This window comes from Thioclava sp. NS-SX20 (genome assembly GCF_057380695.1).
Window position 1 is genome coordinate 747,501 of the sequence record NZ_CM170816.1, and the last position, 16,553, is coordinate 764,053.

Sequence of the window (16,553 nt, forward strand, 5' to 3'; positions counted from 1 at the left end):
TGATCGGCAGACACACGGCGGGTGCTAACGTCCGTCGTGGAGAGGGAAACAACCCTGACCAACAGCTAAGGCCCCCAATTCGTGGCTAAGTGGGAAAGCATGTGGGACTTCCAAAACAACCAGGAGGTTGGCTTAGAAGCAGCCATCCTTTAAAGATAGCGTAACAGCTCACTGGTCTAGTCAAGAGGTCCTGCGGCGAAGATGTAACGGGGCTCAAGCCACGAGCCGAAGCTTTGGATGCACTGTGAAGTGCGTGGTAGCGGAGCGTTCTGTGATATAGAACGCTGCCTCCTTAGTATCCTCGGATACATTGGAGGCAATGTTCTGACTGTGAAGCCGGGCTGTAAGGCATCCGGTGGAGTGATCAGAAGTGAGAATGTTGACATGAGTAGCGACAAACAGGGTGAGAGACCCTGTCGCCGAAAGTCCAAGGGTTCCTGCTTAAAGCTAATCTGAGCAGGGTAAGCCGGCCCCTAAGGCGAGGCCGAAAGGCGTAGTCGATGGGAACCAGGTTAATATTCCTGGGCCGTGAGATGGTGACGGATCTGAACCGTTGTTCACACTTATCGGATTGTGTGGGCAGCCTACAGGTCCCTGGAAATAGCCTCTCTATAAGACCGTACCCGAAACCGACACAGGTGGACTGGTAGAGAATACCAAGGCGCTTGAGAGAACCACGTTTAAGGAACTCGGCAAAATGCCTCCGTAAGTTCGCGAGAAGGAGGCCCCATCGCTAGGCAACTAGTGGTGGGGGGCACAAACTAGGGGGTGGCGACTGTTTACTTAAAACACAGGGCTGTGCGAAGCCGTAAGGCGACGTATACAGTCTGACGCCTGCCCGGTGCCGGAAGGTTAAAAGGAGGGGTGCAAGCTCTGAATTGAAGCCCCGGTAAACGGCGGCCGTAACTATAACGGTCCTAAGGTAGCGAAATTCCTTGTCGGGTAAGTTCCGACCTGCACGAATGGCGTAACGATCTCCCCGCTGTCTCAAACGTGGACTCAGCGAAATTGAACTGTGTGTCAAGATGCACACTACCCGCGGTTAGACGGAAAGACCCCATGAACCTTTACTACAGCTTCACACTGGCATCAGGATTGTGATGTGCAGGATAGGTGGTAGCCTTTGAAACCAGAACGCCAGTTCCGGTGGAGGCATCCTTGAGATACCACCCTTCGCACTCTTGATGTCTAACCGCGGTCCGTTATCCGGATCCGGGACCCTGTGTGGCGGGTAGTTTGACTGGGGCGGTCGCCTCCCAAAGAGTAACGGAGGCGCGCGAAGGTGGGCTCAGACCGGTCGGAAATCGGTCGTTGAGTGCAATGGCAAAAGCCTGCCTGACTGCGAGACTGACAAGTCGAGCAGAGACGAAAGTCGGCCATAGTGATCCGGTGGTCCCAAGTGGGAGGGCCATCGCTCAACGGATAAAAGGTACTCTGGGGATAACAGGCTGATGGTGCCCAAGAGTCCATATCGACGGCACCGTTTGGCACCTCGATGTCGGCTCATCTCATCCTGGGGCTGGAGCAGGTCCCAAGGGTACGGCTGTTCGCCGTTTAAAGAGGTACGTGAGCTGGGTTTAGAACGTCGTGAGACAGTTCGGTCCCTATCTGCCGTGGGTGTAGGATACTTGAGAAGAGTTGCCCCTAGTACGAGAGGACCGGGGTGAACGGACCACTGGTGGACCAGTTATCGTGCCAACGGTAGTGCTGGGTAGCTATGTCCGGACAGGATAACCGCTGAAAGCATCTAAGCGGGAAGCCCCCTTCAAAACTAGGTATCCCTTGAGGGCCGTGGAAGACCACCACGTCGATAGGCTGGAGATGTAAGTGCAGCAATGCATTCAGTTGACCAGTACTAATTGCCCGATTGGCTTGATTTGATCCAGTAGTAGACAGACACTCCTACAGATCAAAATCATGCATACAACTTGACTTGCACGCTCTTTACTCGGTTTGGTGGTCATAGCGCTGGCTATACACCCGGTCCCATTCCGAACCCGGCCGTTAAGGGCCAACACGCCAATGGTACTGCGTCTTAAGACGTGGGAGAGTAGGTCACCGCCAAACCTAGCAAAGAGCGTCAATCATCTCTATATAACGATAACACCCCCCAAACGAGACAAACAATAACGCGGGATGGAGCAGCCCGGTAGCTCGTCAGGCTCATAACCTGAAGGTCGTAGGTTCAAATCCTACTCCCGCAACCAACTTGAGCGAACAAGCCGCGCCCGAAAGGGTCGCGGCTTTTTTGTTATCTGCAAAACTTAACATCTCCAACAGCTTGCCCTCTATCTCGAGCGTGTGCCCAAGCTCTGCGACGTGGCGGATCGTGATCCTCTCGATCAGTTCACCAAGGATCTCGGAGGCGCGGTGGCGGGCGTTCCGGCGGTCAGTCTCGGGATTTTTCTTGTAGCGCAACCGGTTCCAGACCCGTTGCCCGATGTAGAGTTCGTTGTTCAGGATGCCGGTGCCCTTGCCAGCGTTTCCGTAGATCGTGTTGACCTTCCAGCCGCCGCAGTGCGGCGCGGGAACACCTTCTTCGTTCAGTTGGTGCGCAATCGCCCGTGGGCTGGTACCGTCGGCGAATGCCTGGAAAATTCGGCGGATGATTAATGCCTGATCTTCGTCGATCACCAACTCTCCGACCTTGCGCAGGCCGGTAGCCGCTCCTCTCGTTATCTGCCGTCTGATCGGCTACTTTCCAAGCCGCTTCCCAGATTTCTATAAGTAAGGGCTGCAATGACTCGTAAGCGTTGCATCTGAACCCTCCTAAAGGGGGGCCTTTTTATGGGGCTTCTTTCTATTGCCCTGAAGGACTATCTTGGCGCTACGTGCCAATAGGAAATGCACAAACAATCGTGCTCGGGCCTTCTGCTCAACAGCTTAGAACTAGGTACTGAAGAATATCATCACGTTAGATTTCATTCTCCGACCGAAATTGGCAGCCAGTGTCGGATTATCCCACCTAAAATAGCAATGAGATTGCATACTTATAGTATTCCCAATGTTTTGGTATTGCTTGGAGTCGTTCGTCTTTTGCTACACATATCATCACTGATATGACTTTAGCGCTTGGCCGAGAGCATGTTCACAATCGGCCCATTGCCGACCTTCGGAGCTGCGACCGACGCTGCAGTGCGAATAGGTGAAGTCTTCTCTCTTTCAGGCAGGAAACACCGACAAGGCGTCGGCAGAGAAGTCGAGGCCGATTTTTTGTCCTATGGGAACCGCACCAATCTCGCGGCCGGTTCTGACACGCAGGGTGTCGCCGCCGGATGCGATGATCCATTCCGTCTGCGGTCCGAGATCCCGGGCGAATTCGACGGTGCCGGTCAGGACGCCGCCGGTTTCCGGACGTAGAGTGATGTCTTCGGATCTCAGTGCAACCCGCACCTTGCTGCCACGCAGGAAGGGCGCGGGAACGGCCAGATCATGCCCCATCAGGCGCAAGATGCCGTCTCCGAGGACCTGACCGTCGAGAATATTGGCCGAGCCCAGAAAATCCGCGACGAATGGATCAGCCGGTCGCCGATAGACTTTGCTCGGATTTCCGGATTGGCGGATGACGCCATCTTTCATCACCACCAAGTTGTCCGCCAGCATCATGGCCTCGGTCTGATCATGTGTCACAAGGATCGTGGTGACCCCGAACTGACGCTGGAGTTGGCGCAGTTCCACCTGCATCGCATCGCGCAGCTTGGCATCAAGCGCGGAAAGCGGCTCGTCGAGCAGGAACAGTTTGGGCCGCACGGCCAGTGCCCGCGCGATGGCGACACGCTGGCGCTGCCCGCCCGAAAGCGCCGAGACGGGACGGTCGGCGATATGGGGCAGCTGGATCACGTTCAGCAATTCCTCCACCCGTGACCGGCGTTCGGCCCGGCTCGCTTTGCGCAGCTTCAGGCCATAGGCGATGTTGTCGGCCACGCTCATATGCGGGAATAGTGCCAGCGACTGGAAGACCATGCCGAAGCCGCGCTTGTCGGGGCTGAGCGCCGAGATGTCGGTTTCGTCCAGCTGCAGGCTGCCGGATGACGCGCCCTCGAACCCGGCGATGATGCGCAACAGTGTCGTCTTGCCACAGCCCGAGGGGCCAAGCAGACAGACAAATTCGCCCCGCGCGACTTTCAGGTCGATATCGGTCAATGCCTGTGTCTGGCCAAAGAACTTGTTGACCCCGTTGATATGAAGATGGGTATCGGACATCAGGGTTCCTTTCAGAACAGGCTGGCCTTGCCGGCCACGATCTTGTCGGTCAGGATGATCAGCGCGCTATCGGCAAGGATAATAAAGACGGAAAGTGCCAGCACCGACGGGTCAAGCGACGACACGGTGCGGCTGTACATCCAGATCGGCAACGTATTGACGTCGATCGTGTACATGAAGAAGGTGATGGTGAATTCGTTGAACGAGATGATCAGCGCAAAGATCAGTCCGGCGAGGATGCCGGGGCGCATCATCGGCACGACCACATCGAGAAATCCGCGCCAGGGGGGGGCCCCAAGCGAACGTGCCGCTTCTTCGACCTCTGGGTCGATGCCCGCCATTGCGCTTTGACAGTTGCGCATCACGAAGGGCAGAACCAGCGTCACATGCGGAATGATCAGCCGCCACAGACCCAGATCCAGCTTCATGCCTTCGGCCATGAGCAAAAATGCGATCCCCAGCATCACCAGCGGAAACACCAGCGGCAGCGTGAACAGGATTTCGAGCGTTTGACGCAGACGCGCCGGACCACGGGCCATCGCATACGAAAGAGGCACGCAGACGGCGGCCGAAATGACCATCACCGCGAAGGCGACGAGCAGGCTGGTTTGCAACGCCCGGGCGACCGATTGTCCGCCATTCGCATCCGCTGTCGTCAGCATGTGCAGCATGTCGCCATACCAGCGCAGCGAGTAAGAGCTGGGGGGGAAGCTTGGCCGGTTGGATCCGGCAAAAGACATGATGACCACAATCACCACAGGCAGGGCCGCGATCAGCAGGCCCAGACAGGACAGCGCCAGCATCGCCAGACGGTAGGTGCCGCCCTTTTCATTCGGAATCAGCCCCACGCGCATCATCGCACCTCCTTTTTGGCGGATCGGTTGGTCGCCCAGCTTGCCAGAACCAGCGCCAGAGTGGTGATCGCGATCAGGACGACGCCCGCCGCCGCCGCAGAGGACCAGTTGAACATCGGCGAGATCATGTCGCGGATCACGACGCCAAGCATCTGCACCCGACGACCGCCCAGCAGCAGAGGGATCGCAAAGGCCGACGCGTTGAAGGCGAACACGATGGAGGCGGCACCGATAAGGCCGGGGCGTAGCACCGGCAGGGTGATATCGAACAATGTCCGCCAATGTCCGGCCCCAAGTGATGCGGCCGCTTCCAGACATTCGCGCGAAACCGCACGGGTCGCGCTCAGGATCGGAAAGACCGCCAAGGGCAGGGCCGTTTGCACCAGCCCGATCAGCACACCTGTTTCATTGAACAGCAGGAAAAGCGGACGTGTGATGAGCCCTGTGGACCGGAGCACGGTATTGAGAACACCGGTAGGCCCCAGCAGGATGATCCACCCATAGGCCTGGATCAGCAGGTTCAGGATCATCGGCAGCAGGATCGCCACTGTCAGCATTCGGCGCAGAAAGGGGCTGCGGGTGGTCGCCAGCAGAAATGCCAGCGGCACGGCAAGAACCAGAACCAGAACGGTGCTGAACACGGCCAGTTTCAGGGTCAGCCCCAGCGCCGACAGGAAATACGTATCGGCCAGCCCCTGATAGGAGCTGACCGAAAACCCGGCGATGGACGATTCGTCGGCCGAGAACGAGAAGCGCAGGACGTAGAGACAGGCCGCCAGAAACGGCATGATCGCCACCAAGGCAGGTGTGCTCAGCAGCACCGCAGGCTTGTAGTCCAGTCGTGAAGTCATAGTGCCGTCACCTGTCCCGAAGCGTCACGCCAACGCCCGTGTGTAGTTCTTGATCCAGTCCTCACGCACTTGCGCCATGAAGTTCTTGTCCTCGACCACGGCATTCTGGCCCAGCTGTTCGGGCTTGATGATGAAGGGGCTGGCCTTGGCCGCTTCCGACATCACGGCCTTGGTGTTGACCGGACCGTTCAGAACGGCTTCGGCCAGTTGGCCCTGCACATTGGGGTCCAGCGTGAAGTTGAGGAAGGCGTGCACGACCTCGTCATCGCCCGGTTTCACCTTCGGCATGATCGTGTACATCAGATCGGCATAGAACCCTTCGTCCAGGTCATAGGTCGCGCCCATATTGGAACTGGCGGGGTCTTTCAGTTCATTCGCGAAGAAGGCAGGGGCGTAGACACCGCCAAGATCCAGCGCATCGGCATAGAACAGTTCCGAGATTTGCGTCGGGTTCTCGCCGAAGGTCAGCAGATTGGGGCGCAGATCCGAGAGCTTCTTGAAGGCCGCATCGGCATGGGCGACATCGGCGATCTTGGCTCCGAGCATCTTTTCGGTCGCGACGATCGTGTCGAGCGCGTCGGTCCAGGTCGATGGCGGCAGGAAAACACGTCCGGCGTGGGATGCTTCCCACATCTCGGCATAGCTCTTCGGGGGGGACTTGAAGGTCTTGGTGTTATAGATCAGCCCGCCGGTCCAAAGCAGATAGCCGATCCCGTGACCATCGGCGCCGGTGCGGAAGCGCGGATCGACATCCTGCAGGTTGGGCAGCTTGTTGAGGTCCGGCTTTGCCAGCAGCCCGTCATCGGCCAGCGTGATCGCGCCGACCCCGGCCAGTGTAATGACGTCATAGACCGGTTTTGATCCGGTGGCGCGCAGTTTAGCCACCATTTCCGAGGTGCTGCCGGTCCGGTCCGCGATGACCTTGGCGCCCGTCATCTCTTCGAACGGTTTCGCAATCAGGTCGAGCACGGCCAGTCCGGTATTGTCAGACCATGTCAGCAGATTGAGCGTCTTGCCGGTGAAATTCTGGCTCCCTGCCGCACGCACGATGGCGGGTGCGGCAAGCGTCGTGGCAATACCGGCACCGGCAAGCAAGAGCTTACGGCGGTTGAGTTTGTAGGTCATTGCGATCTCCTAATCATGTCCAAGGGGAGCGGCATACGCACGAAGCGGCCTTGACAGGACCATGAACTAGAGAGGGAACGGGTTTAATAAAACCGCACCTTTTCAAACAAAAGTTTCCGCATGATGCAACAATTAAACACGCTGCCCGCTTTCGCCGCAACATGCGAAAAATTGCGCCTGTGTGCTGGGCGAAGTTTGAATAAACAGAAGGATTTCAATGTGCCGGTTTGGGGTGGCGTGTGATTTTTCCTAATCATATCATAATTTTAATATGAAATTTTTGCAGGGCGGCGGATTTGTGGGCGCCAATCAGCGCAAACACGAAAAAAATACGCCTTTCATTTGGGACACTGTTGCTCGCGACCGGACAGTCCGGCGTCCCGATATTCGCAGAGCCTGAAATCCGGCTTTGTCTGCCCCACGCTTTGCCACAGGGGAGGCGCGCGGGGCAGACGGTTGGCGGTCTGTCAGCAGGGCGCTGTTAAGGGAGGGGGGGCGGAAGGACGGTCGTCTTGCGACCAATGAACGCGCGGTATCGGAGAGCGTCAGGGATAGAGCAGGCGTCGGCCTGCAAGGCGACCGGCGAGGCCGCAGGCAAGGATGGCAGCGGTATACCAGAGAAGGTAGAATGCGGGCCCGTCATCATCGCAATGGATCGCGTAGACCGATGCCGCCAAAGCGCCCGCCAGCAGCCCTGCGACAAAGCCGCTGCGGGTGCTGTCATATTCGATCCGGTGCCGGAGCCCCGCAAAAAGGACCCCGCCGATCGGCAGTGCCAGAGCAGGAATCGACAACAGGCATTGCCACCATGTGCGCCCCCAGAGATTGCCTCCTTCATAGAGCGCGATGCCCCACAGGCCCGCGCAGAGGCTCAGCAAAAGCACAGCACCGGCAAGCGGGCGACGGCGCGCTTCCAGTGGTTTGGTCAAAGACCAGAGCAGCACCCCCGACAATCCCAGTGGCAGCAGTTGTTTCAGCGCGACCTCCGGTGCAAGGATCGCCTCGGACCAGCCCGAACGCGGCCCCCAGAATATCGCCATCAAAAGCCCCGAGGCCATCACCCCGAGAAACAGGCGTCGCCAGAGATGCGGGGTCACTGGCGCGGTCGCATCGGCGGCCAGAGCTTTGATCAGGTTCTCGGTTTCCATTCCTCTTCCTTTCTTGCGGCCTCGGCCAGCCGTTGCAAGGCCCGATGCAGGGCCACACGCATGGCACCGGGGCTCAGGCCGAATTTCTGCGCGATGCTTTCGGGCTCTTCCGAACCGAACGCGTGATCGCGCAAGAGCGAGGCGTCGCGATGGGGCAGCCGTTCCAGCGCCTGTTCCAGATGCAGCGCTTCCAGCGGATCGGCGGTCTGGCCCTGCAGGTTCTCGTGGTCTTCGATCGGTTCGTGGCTGGCCCTTGGCCGGCTGCGCAACATATCGATTGCCTTGCGTTTGACGATGATGCGCACCCAAGGGAGCAGCGCGCGTGTCTGGTCCCAGCTGCCGCGTTTGAGATGGATCGCCAGCAGCGCTTCCTGAACGACATCTTCCGCCATATGACGTAGGGCAGGGGGAAGATCCGTATGTGCCATGGCCCGCATGCGCGGAACAAGTTTTGACAGGCAGGCAGAATAGGCCTTGCGATCTCCTGCAAGCCCCTGCCGCATCAATGTCTCGATTTCGAAATCCGCGTTGGTCATGATCTGTATACGGGCACTCCGGACGCGATGTTACAGGCAGATCCGTAAAAAAACATCTTTTCGGTTTTCGGGTGGGGATCACGCTGCCGGACCCTGTGGGGATGTTTCCGGCAACCCGATCACAGAAACGCGAGCCTGCGGGATCCGTGTAACATTCTGCCTCCGGCGCACGAAGACCCTGATGCAGACACCGTGATCTGCCCAACCCATTCAGGAGTTTTCAGATGTCGCAATCCAAACCCGCCTTTGCTCTGGCCTCTATTCTGACCGCAAGCCTTGCCAGCCTTGCGCTTCCGGCCCATGCCGCAGGGCAGGAGAAATGCTACGGCGTGGCAATGGCCGGTGAAAATGGCTGTGCCGCAGGGCCGGGCACCACCTGTGCCGGCACCTCGAAGGTGGATTATCAGGGCAATGCGTGGTCGCTGGTGCCCGCAGGAACCTGCACGAAGGTCGATTTGCCCGCTATGGCAGATGGCACCGCGCGTATGGGCTCGCTGACCCCGCTCGAGCGCGATCTGCCCAAGATGTAACGGCCCTCTGGCGCGCGATCACCGGTCGCGCGCCGGTTTTTCTGACTGGCAGAGGTGTCCTATGACGGTTTCCGGAGTTTCAACGCTTCCCGCAGCAGCAGGGATCGGTTTCAAATCGCAACATTACGCGGCACTTGACAGGCCGGGGGCCGTGCGCTGGCTTGAGGTGCATGCCGAGAACTATATGGTCGAGGGTGGTCCGCGCCGTGCGATGCTGGCGGATCTGGCAACGCGGTTTCCGCTTTCCCTGCATGGGGTCGGCTTGTCGATCGGTGGGGAAGACCCGCTGGACCGGACCCATCTGGCGCGGTTGCGCGCATTGATCGACTGGGTGCGGCCTGCACAGTTTTCCGAGCATCTTGCGTGGTCCACACATCAGGGGGCCTATCTGAGCGACCTGCTGCCCTTGCCCTATACGGAGACCAGCCTTGAGCGGATCTGTGCCCATATCGATCAGATCCAGCAAAGCCTTGGTCGGCGGATGCTGCTGGAAAATCCGTCCAGCTATCTGAGCCTTGCCGAAAGCCGCATGCGCGAGACGGATTTCTTGCGGGCGATTGCCGAGCGTACCGGCTGTGGCATGCTTCTGGATGTGAATAACGTGTTTGTTTCCTGCGTGAATCTGGGGCTATCGATTGACGCCTATATCGATAGCTATCCGCTGGAATGTGTGGGGGAAATCCATCTGGCCGGTCATGAGGCCGATCCCTCGGAGGGCGCCCCGCTATTGATCGACACGCATGGCAGGCCGGTCGCAGAGCCGGTCTGGGCTTTGTATGAGCGGGTGATCGCACGTATCGGGCCATGCCCGACCCTGATCGAATGGGACAATCATGTGCCCGATTTCCCGACCCTCGAGGCCGAGGCGGCACGGGCGGCGGCGATTTTGGACATGCCGCAGGTGCTGGCATGAGCTTTCAGGCGGATTTCGCGCATGCGGCACTGTCCGCAGGGGGGGGCACTGGCCGCAGGGCCGAACAGCCGTCACACACCGCAAGAGGCGCTGCGCCGTATGGCCGTATATCGCAATAACGTCACCGTTGCGTTGACAGAGGCCCTGCGTGCGGGGTTTCCGGTGATAGACCGGTTGTTGGGCACGCGGTTCTTTCTGGCGATGGCGCGGGAATTCGTCGTTCTGCATCCGCCGGATACGCCGGTCCTTGCAGGGTATGGGCTGGCCTTTCCCGATTGGCTTGCAGGGTTCGGGCCGGTTGCCCATCTGCCCTATCTGCCCGAGGTGGCGCGTATCGAACTGGCCTTGCGTCACGTGGCCCATGCCGCAGATGCGTCGCCGCTGGATCTGGCAGAACTCCGGCGTCGCCCCGAGGCCGCTTTGGCAGGGCTGGGCCTGCATCCGGCGGTCGCGCTGGTCAAGACGCGGTTTCCGGCTCTTGCGATCTGGGCCCAGAACAGCGACAGGCCCGATCTGGCCCATGCGCCTGCCGGAGAGGTGCTTGTCACGCGGCCCAGCGAAGCCGTGCGGATCTGTGCCGCAGCCGAAGGCACCGCGCAATGTGTGGCGGCTTTGCGGGCAGGGGCGACACCGGAGCAGGCTTTGGCGGCCCTTTGCGCACCGCAGGAGGTGCTCTCGGGACTATTGGAAATGGGGGCGCTGCTTTGGTCCGGAAAGGAAGCTGTGCGATGACGAAACCGAATACGTCCGAACGTCTTCTGGCCCTATCCGGCCTTTCGGGCCGGGTGGTCTTTGCCGCCGTGCTGGCAGGATATTTCTGGTCTTCCGCCCTGACCAAATTCGAAGGGCTGGGTGTGTCTGCGGGGGCTTTCGTGCAGATCTTCCCCCGCCAGATGGAGGCTGTGGGCTATGATAGTGCGGCCCTGCCATTCTATGCCCTGCCAGTGGTGCTTGCGGGAAGTGTGGCAGAGCTTGTGCTTCCCGCGCTGCTGTTGGCGGGGTTGGCCACACGCCTTTCGGCGCTGGCCATGATCGGCTTCATTCTGGTGATGACGCTGACCGATATCTTCGGCCACGGTGTCACGGCCGATACGCTCGGCACATGGTTCGACCGTTTTTCGGATGGGGTGCTTGATCACCGCGCCCTCTGGGTGGGGCTTCTGGCGGGGCTTGTGCTCTCGGGTGGGGGATATCTGTCGCTGGACCGCTGGATATCGCGCGCCAGGGTCCGGTAAGCAAGGGCCGAGACTTCGGCTGCGTGCACCGCATCACGTCCGAGACGTCGCAACAGGCCAGCCATGCCGGAGCCGATGGATCACAGGAAGGGAAGGGGGGATTGGAGCGGGTGAAGGGAATCGAACCCTCGTATGCAGCTTGGGAAGCTGCCGTTCTACCATTGAACTACACCCGCGAAGATGTGGGCGCACAGATACTTGCTCCGGTCTGGCGCGTCAAGCGCACAAAGCACCTGACGCACCGATTTTCGTTACGACAGCGTCGCGAGGTCTTTCGCATCAAAGCCCTTCAGATCGTCCATGCGGCCTTGCTTGACCTTGGTCACCCATTGCGGGTCCGACAACAGGGCGCGGCCCACCGCAATCAGGTCGAACTCGTCTTTGGACATGCGCTCCAGCAGATTGTCGAGTGACGTGACATGCGATCCCTCGCCCCCGAAGGCGGCAAGAAATTCGCCCGACAGCCCGACCGAACCGACAGAGATCGTCGGGGCACCGGTGATTTTCTTGGCCCAACCGGCAAAGTTCAGGCCCTGCGCGCCATCGATTTCGGGGAATTCCGGTTCCCAGAAACGGCGCTGCGAGCAGTGGAAGATATCGACGCCCGCTTCCTTGAGTGGCATTAGCCATGCCTCCATCTCGGCGGGCGTTTTGGCCAGTTTGGCGGCGTAATCCTGTTGCTTCCACTGGCTCAGGCGCAAGATCACCGGAAAATCGGGGCCGACCGCGGCACGGACAGCCTTGACCACCTCGACCGCAAAGCGGGACCGTTCCGGCAGGGTCGCGCCCCCCCAAGCATCGGTCCGCTTATTCGTTGCGGCCCAGAAGAACTGGTCGATCAGGTAGCCATGCGCGCCGTGGATCTCGACGGTGTCGAACCCGTTGGCCTTGGCATCCCCTGCAGCCTTGCCGAAGGCGTCGATGGTGGCTCGAATATCGGCCTCGGACATTGCCACCCCGCGCGGATCATCGGGGCCCACCAGCGCCGAAGGGCTTTCGACCTCGGCCTCCGGTGCCCAATCGCCGCTGCGGGTCGAGCCGGTATGCCAGATCTGCGGTGCGATCCTGCCGCCGTTTTCATGCACGGCATCGGCCACCGCTTTCCAGCCTGCAAGGGCCTCCTTGCCGTGAAAGAACGGGATATCGGGGAGATTGCGCGATGCAGGACGGTCGATCACCGTTCCTTCGGTCAGGATCAGCCCGACATCATGGGCGGCGCGGCGCGCGTAATAGGCCGCGTTATCGGCATTGGGCACGCCAGCGGGGGCCATATTCCGTGTCATCGGAGCCATCACGATGCGGTTTTTCAGCGTGAGCCCCTTGATGGAGAAAGGGCGGAAAAGAACGTCGGTACTGGTCATTGGGTCATTCCTCGGTCGGCGCGTATCAGGCCGTTTGCTGCGGTCTGTTGGGCAGATATGAACGAAGCACTGGCAGACAAGATTGTGCGGCTGCACATATCGCGGCGTCCCTGCGCGATGCTGCACGTGCAAAGTGGCCTGAAGGAAAACCTAGCGGAAGAATAGCTCCGCCTGTATCGCTCCGCCGACCCAGCCGATGACCGAGCCGAAGAGAAAGGCGGTTGCCCCGCGCCACACACCAAACCTGAGGAAATAGAGCGATAGCAGGACAGAGCTGAACAGGATCGCGACATCCGCCACAAGCAAACAGACGCCAAAGCCGGTTACCGGAGGGGCCCAGAACGGACCAAGCTCTTTGGCCCCCACGATGATCGGAATCCCAAGACCATTGAGGATCGTCCCCGCACCCAAACCACCAAAGTGAAGCCAACGGTTCCGCCTATGCGATACCGGCATCGCACGGCCACGCCAAGCTGCCGACCGCGCCATGATCGTGGCCGAGGTCAGAAACACCGCAGACGTAACCGCGAGGGCTGCCATTACGCTGAAACGCGGGATTTCTGGATCATCAACGGTGAAAAACGCAAGCATGAGCAAGGCCGAAATCACCCCGAGCCCCATCATCACCGTTGTCAGCAGCGAGCGAAGCGCCCGCCAGATGCCGGACACGGGGCCTGAAATGTGCTGCGTCCTATGTCGTTGTACGCCCCGTCTGATATCGGGGGGAATGGCACGCTTTCTGGGAAAATCTGTCTTAAATGTCATAGCAAGATTTTATAAAGAAACCCGACCAGAGGCCGGGTTTCGATTAAAGTTCCAGAAGGCTGCGGTCACCTGCGACATAACGCTTGAGCACCGCAGGATATAGCTTGTGCTCCTGCACCAGCACCCGCGCGGCCAGTGTCTCGGCGGTATCGCCTGCGATCACCGGCACACGGGCCTGTCCCAAAATCGGGCCGTCATCCAGAACTGGCGTTACCTCGTGCACGGTGCAACCGGCTTCGGTATCGCCCGCCTCGATCGCGCGCTGATGGGTATGCAGCCCCGGATATTTCGGCAAAAGCGAGGGGTGGATATTCAGCATCCGCCCCGCAAAATGCGCGACAAACTCGGGCGTCAGCACGCGCATGAAGCCTGCAAGACACAGGATATCGGGCTTGGACGCCAGAATAGGCTTGAGAAGCTCGGCCTCAAAGGCGGCCCTGTCCCGCCCGAAGGGACGGTGATCAATGGCCGCTGTCGGCACGCCCATAGCCGCCGCCTTCAGCAGACCACCCGCCTGCGCATCATTGGATGCCACAAGCACCGGCTCGGCAAAGCCTTCGGCCTGCATGGCCTCGACAAGGCGGACCATATTGGACCCGCCCCCCGAAATCAGGATCGCGACGCGTTTCACAGAAGCTTGCCCTTATAGGCAACCCCCTTGCCAGAGGTGATCGTGCCGATCTGCGTCACGGTCTCGCCCTCGGCGCGCAGCAGTTCGGTCAGCGCCTCTGCGCGGTCTTTGGCCACCACGACGATCATGCCGATGCCCGAGTTGAAGGTCTTCAGGAGTTCCGGCTCGTCCATCTTGGCGGTCTCGGCCAGCCAGCGGAACACGCCCGGAAGCTCCCAAGCGTCCAGATCGATCTCGGCGCCCAGCCCCTCGGGCAGAACGCGCGGCAGGTTTTCGGTCAGGCCACCGCCGGTGATATGGGCCAGCGCATGCACGCCACCTGCGCGGAAGGCCTTGAGGCACTGGGTCACATAAAGGCGAGTCGGTGCCAGCAGAGCCTCGCCCAGAGTGCCTTCCGCCCAAGGGCAATCGGCATCCCAGCCAAGGCCGGACATCTCGACGACCTTCCGCACGAAGGAATAGCCGTTGGAATGCACCCCATTCGAGCCAAGACCCAGCAGGATATCGCCTTCCTCCACGCCCTCGGGCAGCAGAGTGCCACGCTCCATCGCGCCCACGGCAAAGCCCGCAAGGTCGAAATCACCCTTGTGATACATGCCCGGCATCTCGGCGGTCTCGCCGCCGATCAGCGCACAACCCGATTGCGCGCAGCCCTCGGCAATGCCGTTGATGATGCGGGTCGCAGGGTCCAGCTCAAGCTTGCCGGTTGCGAAATAATCCAAGAAGAACAAAGGCTCGGCGCCTTGGCACACGAGGTCGTTCACGCACATGGCCACAAGGTCGATGCCGATCGTATCGACATTGCCGGTGTCAATCGCGATGCGCAGCTTGGTGCCCACGCCATCGGTCGCGGCCACCAGCACCGGATCGTTATAGCCTGCAGCCTTCAGGTCGAACAAAGCGCCAAAGCCGCCCAAGCCCGAGACGGTGCCCGAACGCGCGGTCCGCTTTGCCGCCGGTTTGATGCGTTCGACCAGTTCGTTGCCCGCATCGATATCGACGCCAGCATCGGCATAGGTCAGACCGTTCGTTTTTTCGCTCATGGGCCCCCGCGCTCCTTGGGAAATTTCTTTGCCCTGCCATTAGCGCATGCAAGCCCGCGCGGCAATCACAGCCTGCATGATCGGACCAAGATTTCTTGACCCCGCCCGCGACTGTGATAATGAATGCCGCAATGGTGGGCCTGTAGCTCAACGGTTAGAGCAGGGCGCTCATAACGCCTTGGTTGGGGGTTCAAATCCCTCCGGGCCTACCAGCTTGACTATCTTTGGATCATAAGAATGCGGATTTGGAGCGATAAGCGACCAAACTGTAGACACTATGGGCAACCCAACCGCGTGAAGTGTCGCGATCGACGCAATGTCTCAAGATATCGATACCTGGTCCCTGTCCCGAACGCAAATGAGCGCGGAGAGTGACCCTTGCTGGCCGCAACGCGTCTCACAGGGCGCTAGATGAACAGCTTCGGCTGAAGCTGCGCCGCTATACGACTGATGCTGTGCTGTCTCGGAGGTTTGCGTTTTGCCGGCGTTCAGGGCGGATGCCTTGGGTGAAAGGGGGGCAAAGCGCCGGTTACCAACCCGCGCTTGTCTCTTGATACGTGCGATGCGCTTTCGAGGGGGAGAGATGCCGGAAGGCACAGCCGGATTGACCGGATCTGGGATCGAGGTGCTCTGCTGTGCCAGCATTGACAGCGCCAGATGCTATCGGTTGCGGTTCTTCCGGATATGGAAGGGCTTTACAGCGTCCGGCAAAAGAGCCGCTTTGGTCCGTCTGTGCCGCCTCTGGCGCGGGTCTCGGGGTTTGTCCATAGGCTGTGCGCAAGGCGGCTGATCTATGGAAACGGCCGTACCGCTGCGGATTGGCGGCTTGGACAGGGCGTCCTCTTCTTACAGCGACAGGGCGCGGGGCGCTGGCGTTATTGCCGCTGGAAATGGCGGGGGGAACAGGCTATCGGCCTGTCTTGTCACAACAGTGGAAGGGACAGATCAATGACGATCAAACGTATCGAATGTGGTGCCCGTATGAGCGCCGCCGTCGTCCATAATGGCACCGTCTATCTGGCCGGTCAGGTGGGGACGCCCGGTAAATCGGTTGCGGATCAGACCCGCGACGCGCTGGCCGAGGTCGACCGTCTGCTGGCCGAAGCCGGTTCGGACAAGGAGCATATCCTGAGCGCGCAGATCTGGCTGGCCGATATGGCCGATTTTGCCGAAATGAATGCCGTATGGGATGCATGGGTCGCGGCAGGCCACGCCCCCGCTCGGGCGACTGGCGAATCGAAACTGGCCGCGCCGGATTATCTGGTCGAGGTGATCGTGGTGGCTGCCGTAAAATAAGCGCGGCATCCAAGACCCAGGGCCCGGATCCTTGGTCCGGGCCAGGGCGGGGATGGTTGCAG

At 60.0% G+C, this 16,553-nt stretch carries 16 protein-coding genes, 3 tRNA genes and 2 rRNA genes (1 of these 21 only partly in view); 9 read left to right on the forward strand and 12 right to left on the reverse strand.

Translation table 11 applies throughout. The features are described 5' to 3' along the window. From AC2ISB_RS03810 to AC2ISB_RS03820, 3 genes are all read left to right on the forward strand, one after another. Nucleotides 1-1,880, forward strand: a 23S ribosomal RNA gene (locus AC2ISB_RS03810) (it extends 951 nt beyond the left edge of the window). A gap of 72 nt (nucleotides 1,881-1,952) precedes the next feature. Next, nucleotides 1,953-2,067, forward strand: a 5S ribosomal RNA gene (gene rrf, locus AC2ISB_RS03815). A 63-nt stretch (nucleotides 2,068-2,130) separates the two neighbouring features. Next, nucleotides 2,131-2,207 (forward strand) — tRNA-Met (locus tag AC2ISB_RS03820). Here AC2ISB_RS03820 and AC2ISB_RS03825 read toward each other — a convergent pair. The 7 genes from AC2ISB_RS03825 to AC2ISB_RS03855 all read right to left on the reverse strand — a co-directional run bounded on the left by AC2ISB_RS03825 (nucleotide 2,164) and on the right by AC2ISB_RS03855 (nucleotide 8,717). Further along, on the reverse strand, nucleotides 2,164-2,634 hold the full coding sequence (locus tag AC2ISB_RS03825; RefSeq protein WP_486576750.1) for a recombinase family protein: 471 nt from the start codon (nucleotides 2,632-2,634) through the stop codon (nucleotides 2,164-2,166). The two genes, AC2ISB_RS03820 and AC2ISB_RS03825, sit on opposite strands and share 44 nt — an antisense overlap. A gap of 528 nt (nucleotides 2,635-3,162) precedes the next feature. Beyond that, complete coding sequence (locus AC2ISB_RS03830) at nucleotides 3,163-4,203, reverse strand: ABC transporter ATP-binding protein (RefSeq protein WP_486576183.1); 1,041 nt, start codon at nucleotides 4,201-4,203, stop codon at nucleotides 3,163-3,165. Nucleotides 4,204-4,214: 11 nt separating this feature from the next. Next, on the reverse strand, nucleotides 4,215-5,060 hold the full coding sequence (locus AC2ISB_RS03835) for an ABC transporter permease (protein ID WP_486576185.1): 846 nt from the start codon (nucleotides 5,058-5,060) through the stop codon (nucleotides 4,215-4,217). Next, nucleotides 5,057-5,908: an ABC transporter permease gene (locus AC2ISB_RS03840; RefSeq protein ID WP_406736809.1), complete on the reverse strand. Its 852-nt coding sequence runs from the start codon at nucleotides 5,906-5,908 to the stop codon at nucleotides 5,057-5,059. The genes AC2ISB_RS03835 and AC2ISB_RS03840 overlap by 4 nt, the downstream gene beginning before the upstream one ends. Before the next feature lie 24 nt (nucleotides 5,909-5,932). Continuing rightward, nucleotides 5,933-7,033: an ABC transporter substrate-binding protein gene (locus tag AC2ISB_RS03845; protein ID WP_339106986.1), complete on the reverse strand. Its 1,101-nt coding sequence runs from the start codon at nucleotides 7,031-7,033 to the stop codon at nucleotides 5,933-5,935. Nucleotides 7,034-7,578: 545 nt separating this feature from the next. Beyond that, nucleotides 7,579-8,181, reverse strand: a complete 603-nt coding sequence (locus AC2ISB_RS03850) for an NrsF family protein (protein WP_339106987.1) — start codon at nucleotides 8,179-8,181, stop codon at nucleotides 7,579-7,581. Then, nucleotides 8,163-8,717: a sigma-70 family RNA polymerase sigma factor gene (locus tag AC2ISB_RS03855; RefSeq protein ID WP_406720551.1), complete on the reverse strand. Its 555-nt coding sequence runs from the start codon at nucleotides 8,715-8,717 to the stop codon at nucleotides 8,163-8,165. Before AC2ISB_RS03855 ends, AC2ISB_RS03850 begins: the two co-directional genes overlap by 19 nt. 224 nt (nucleotides 8,718-8,941) lie before the next feature. On the opposite strand from AC2ISB_RS03855, the gene AC2ISB_RS03860 reads away from it, so the two are divergent. The 4 genes from AC2ISB_RS03860 to AC2ISB_RS03875 all read left to right on the forward strand — a co-directional run bounded on the left by AC2ISB_RS03860 (nucleotide 8,942) and on the right by AC2ISB_RS03875 (nucleotide 11,395). After that, nucleotides 8,942-9,247: a BufA1 family periplasmic bufferin-type metallophore gene (locus AC2ISB_RS03860; protein WP_486576189.1), complete on the forward strand. Its 306-nt coding sequence runs from the start codon at nucleotides 8,942-8,944 to the stop codon at nucleotides 9,245-9,247. 61 nt (nucleotides 9,248-9,308) lie between these two features. Beyond that, a complete protein-coding gene (gene bufB / locus AC2ISB_RS03865; RefSeq protein ID WP_486576191.1) occupies nucleotides 9,309-10,160 on the forward strand; it encodes an MNIO family bufferin maturase in 852 nt (283 codons plus the stop codon). Between the two features lie 21 nt (nucleotides 10,161-10,181). Then, entirely contained in the window at nucleotides 10,182-10,892 is a 711-nt protein-coding gene (locus AC2ISB_RS03870; RefSeq protein WP_486576192.1) for an HvfC/BufC family peptide modification chaperone, read from the forward strand. Continuing rightward, nucleotides 10,889-11,395, forward strand: a complete 507-nt coding sequence (locus AC2ISB_RS03875) for a DoxX family membrane protein (RefSeq protein WP_486576194.1) — start codon at nucleotides 10,889-10,891, stop codon at nucleotides 11,393-11,395. Before AC2ISB_RS03870 ends, AC2ISB_RS03875 begins: the two co-directional genes overlap by 4 nt. Before the next feature lie 102 nt (nucleotides 11,396-11,497). Here AC2ISB_RS03875 and AC2ISB_RS03880 read toward each other — a convergent pair. The 5 genes from AC2ISB_RS03880 to purM all read right to left on the reverse strand — a co-directional run bounded on the left by AC2ISB_RS03880 (nucleotide 11,498) and on the right by purM (nucleotide 15,195). Further along, nucleotides 11,498-11,571, reverse strand: a tRNA-Gly gene (locus tag AC2ISB_RS03880). Nucleotides 11,572-11,646: 75 nt separating this feature from the next. Further along, nucleotides 11,647-12,756 carry an NADH:flavin oxidoreductase gene (locus tag AC2ISB_RS03885; RefSeq protein ID WP_486576195.1) on the reverse strand — a complete coding sequence of 370 codons (1,110 nt, stop codon included), beginning with the start codon at nucleotides 12,754-12,756 and terminating at the stop codon, nucleotides 11,647-11,649. Between the two features lie 150 nt (nucleotides 12,757-12,906). After that, nucleotides 12,907-13,425: a hypothetical protein gene (locus tag AC2ISB_RS03890; RefSeq protein WP_486576197.1), complete on the reverse strand. Its 519-nt coding sequence runs from the start codon at nucleotides 13,423-13,425 to the stop codon at nucleotides 12,907-12,909. 139 nt (nucleotides 13,426-13,564) lie between these two features. Then, entirely contained in the window at nucleotides 13,565-14,152 is a 588-nt protein-coding gene (gene purN / locus AC2ISB_RS03895) for a phosphoribosylglycinamide formyltransferase (RefSeq protein ID WP_486576199.1), read from the reverse strand. Beyond that, nucleotides 14,149-15,195: a phosphoribosylformylglycinamidine cyclo-ligase gene (gene purM / locus AC2ISB_RS03900; protein WP_406720558.1), complete on the reverse strand. Its 1,047-nt coding sequence runs from the start codon at nucleotides 15,193-15,195 to the stop codon at nucleotides 14,149-14,151. The genes purN and purM overlap by 4 nt, the downstream gene beginning before the upstream one ends. 136 nt (nucleotides 15,196-15,331) lie before the next feature. Here purM and AC2ISB_RS03905 point away from each other — a divergent pair. Beyond that, a tRNA-Ile gene (locus AC2ISB_RS03905) sits at nucleotides 15,332-15,407 on the forward strand. Between the two features lie 736 nt (nucleotides 15,408-16,143). Next, nucleotides 16,144-16,491: a RidA family protein gene (locus tag AC2ISB_RS03910; protein ID WP_339106997.1), complete on the forward strand. Its 348-nt coding sequence runs from the start codon at nucleotides 16,144-16,146 to the stop codon at nucleotides 16,489-16,491. Nucleotides 16,492-16,553: the final 62 nt, after the last annotated feature.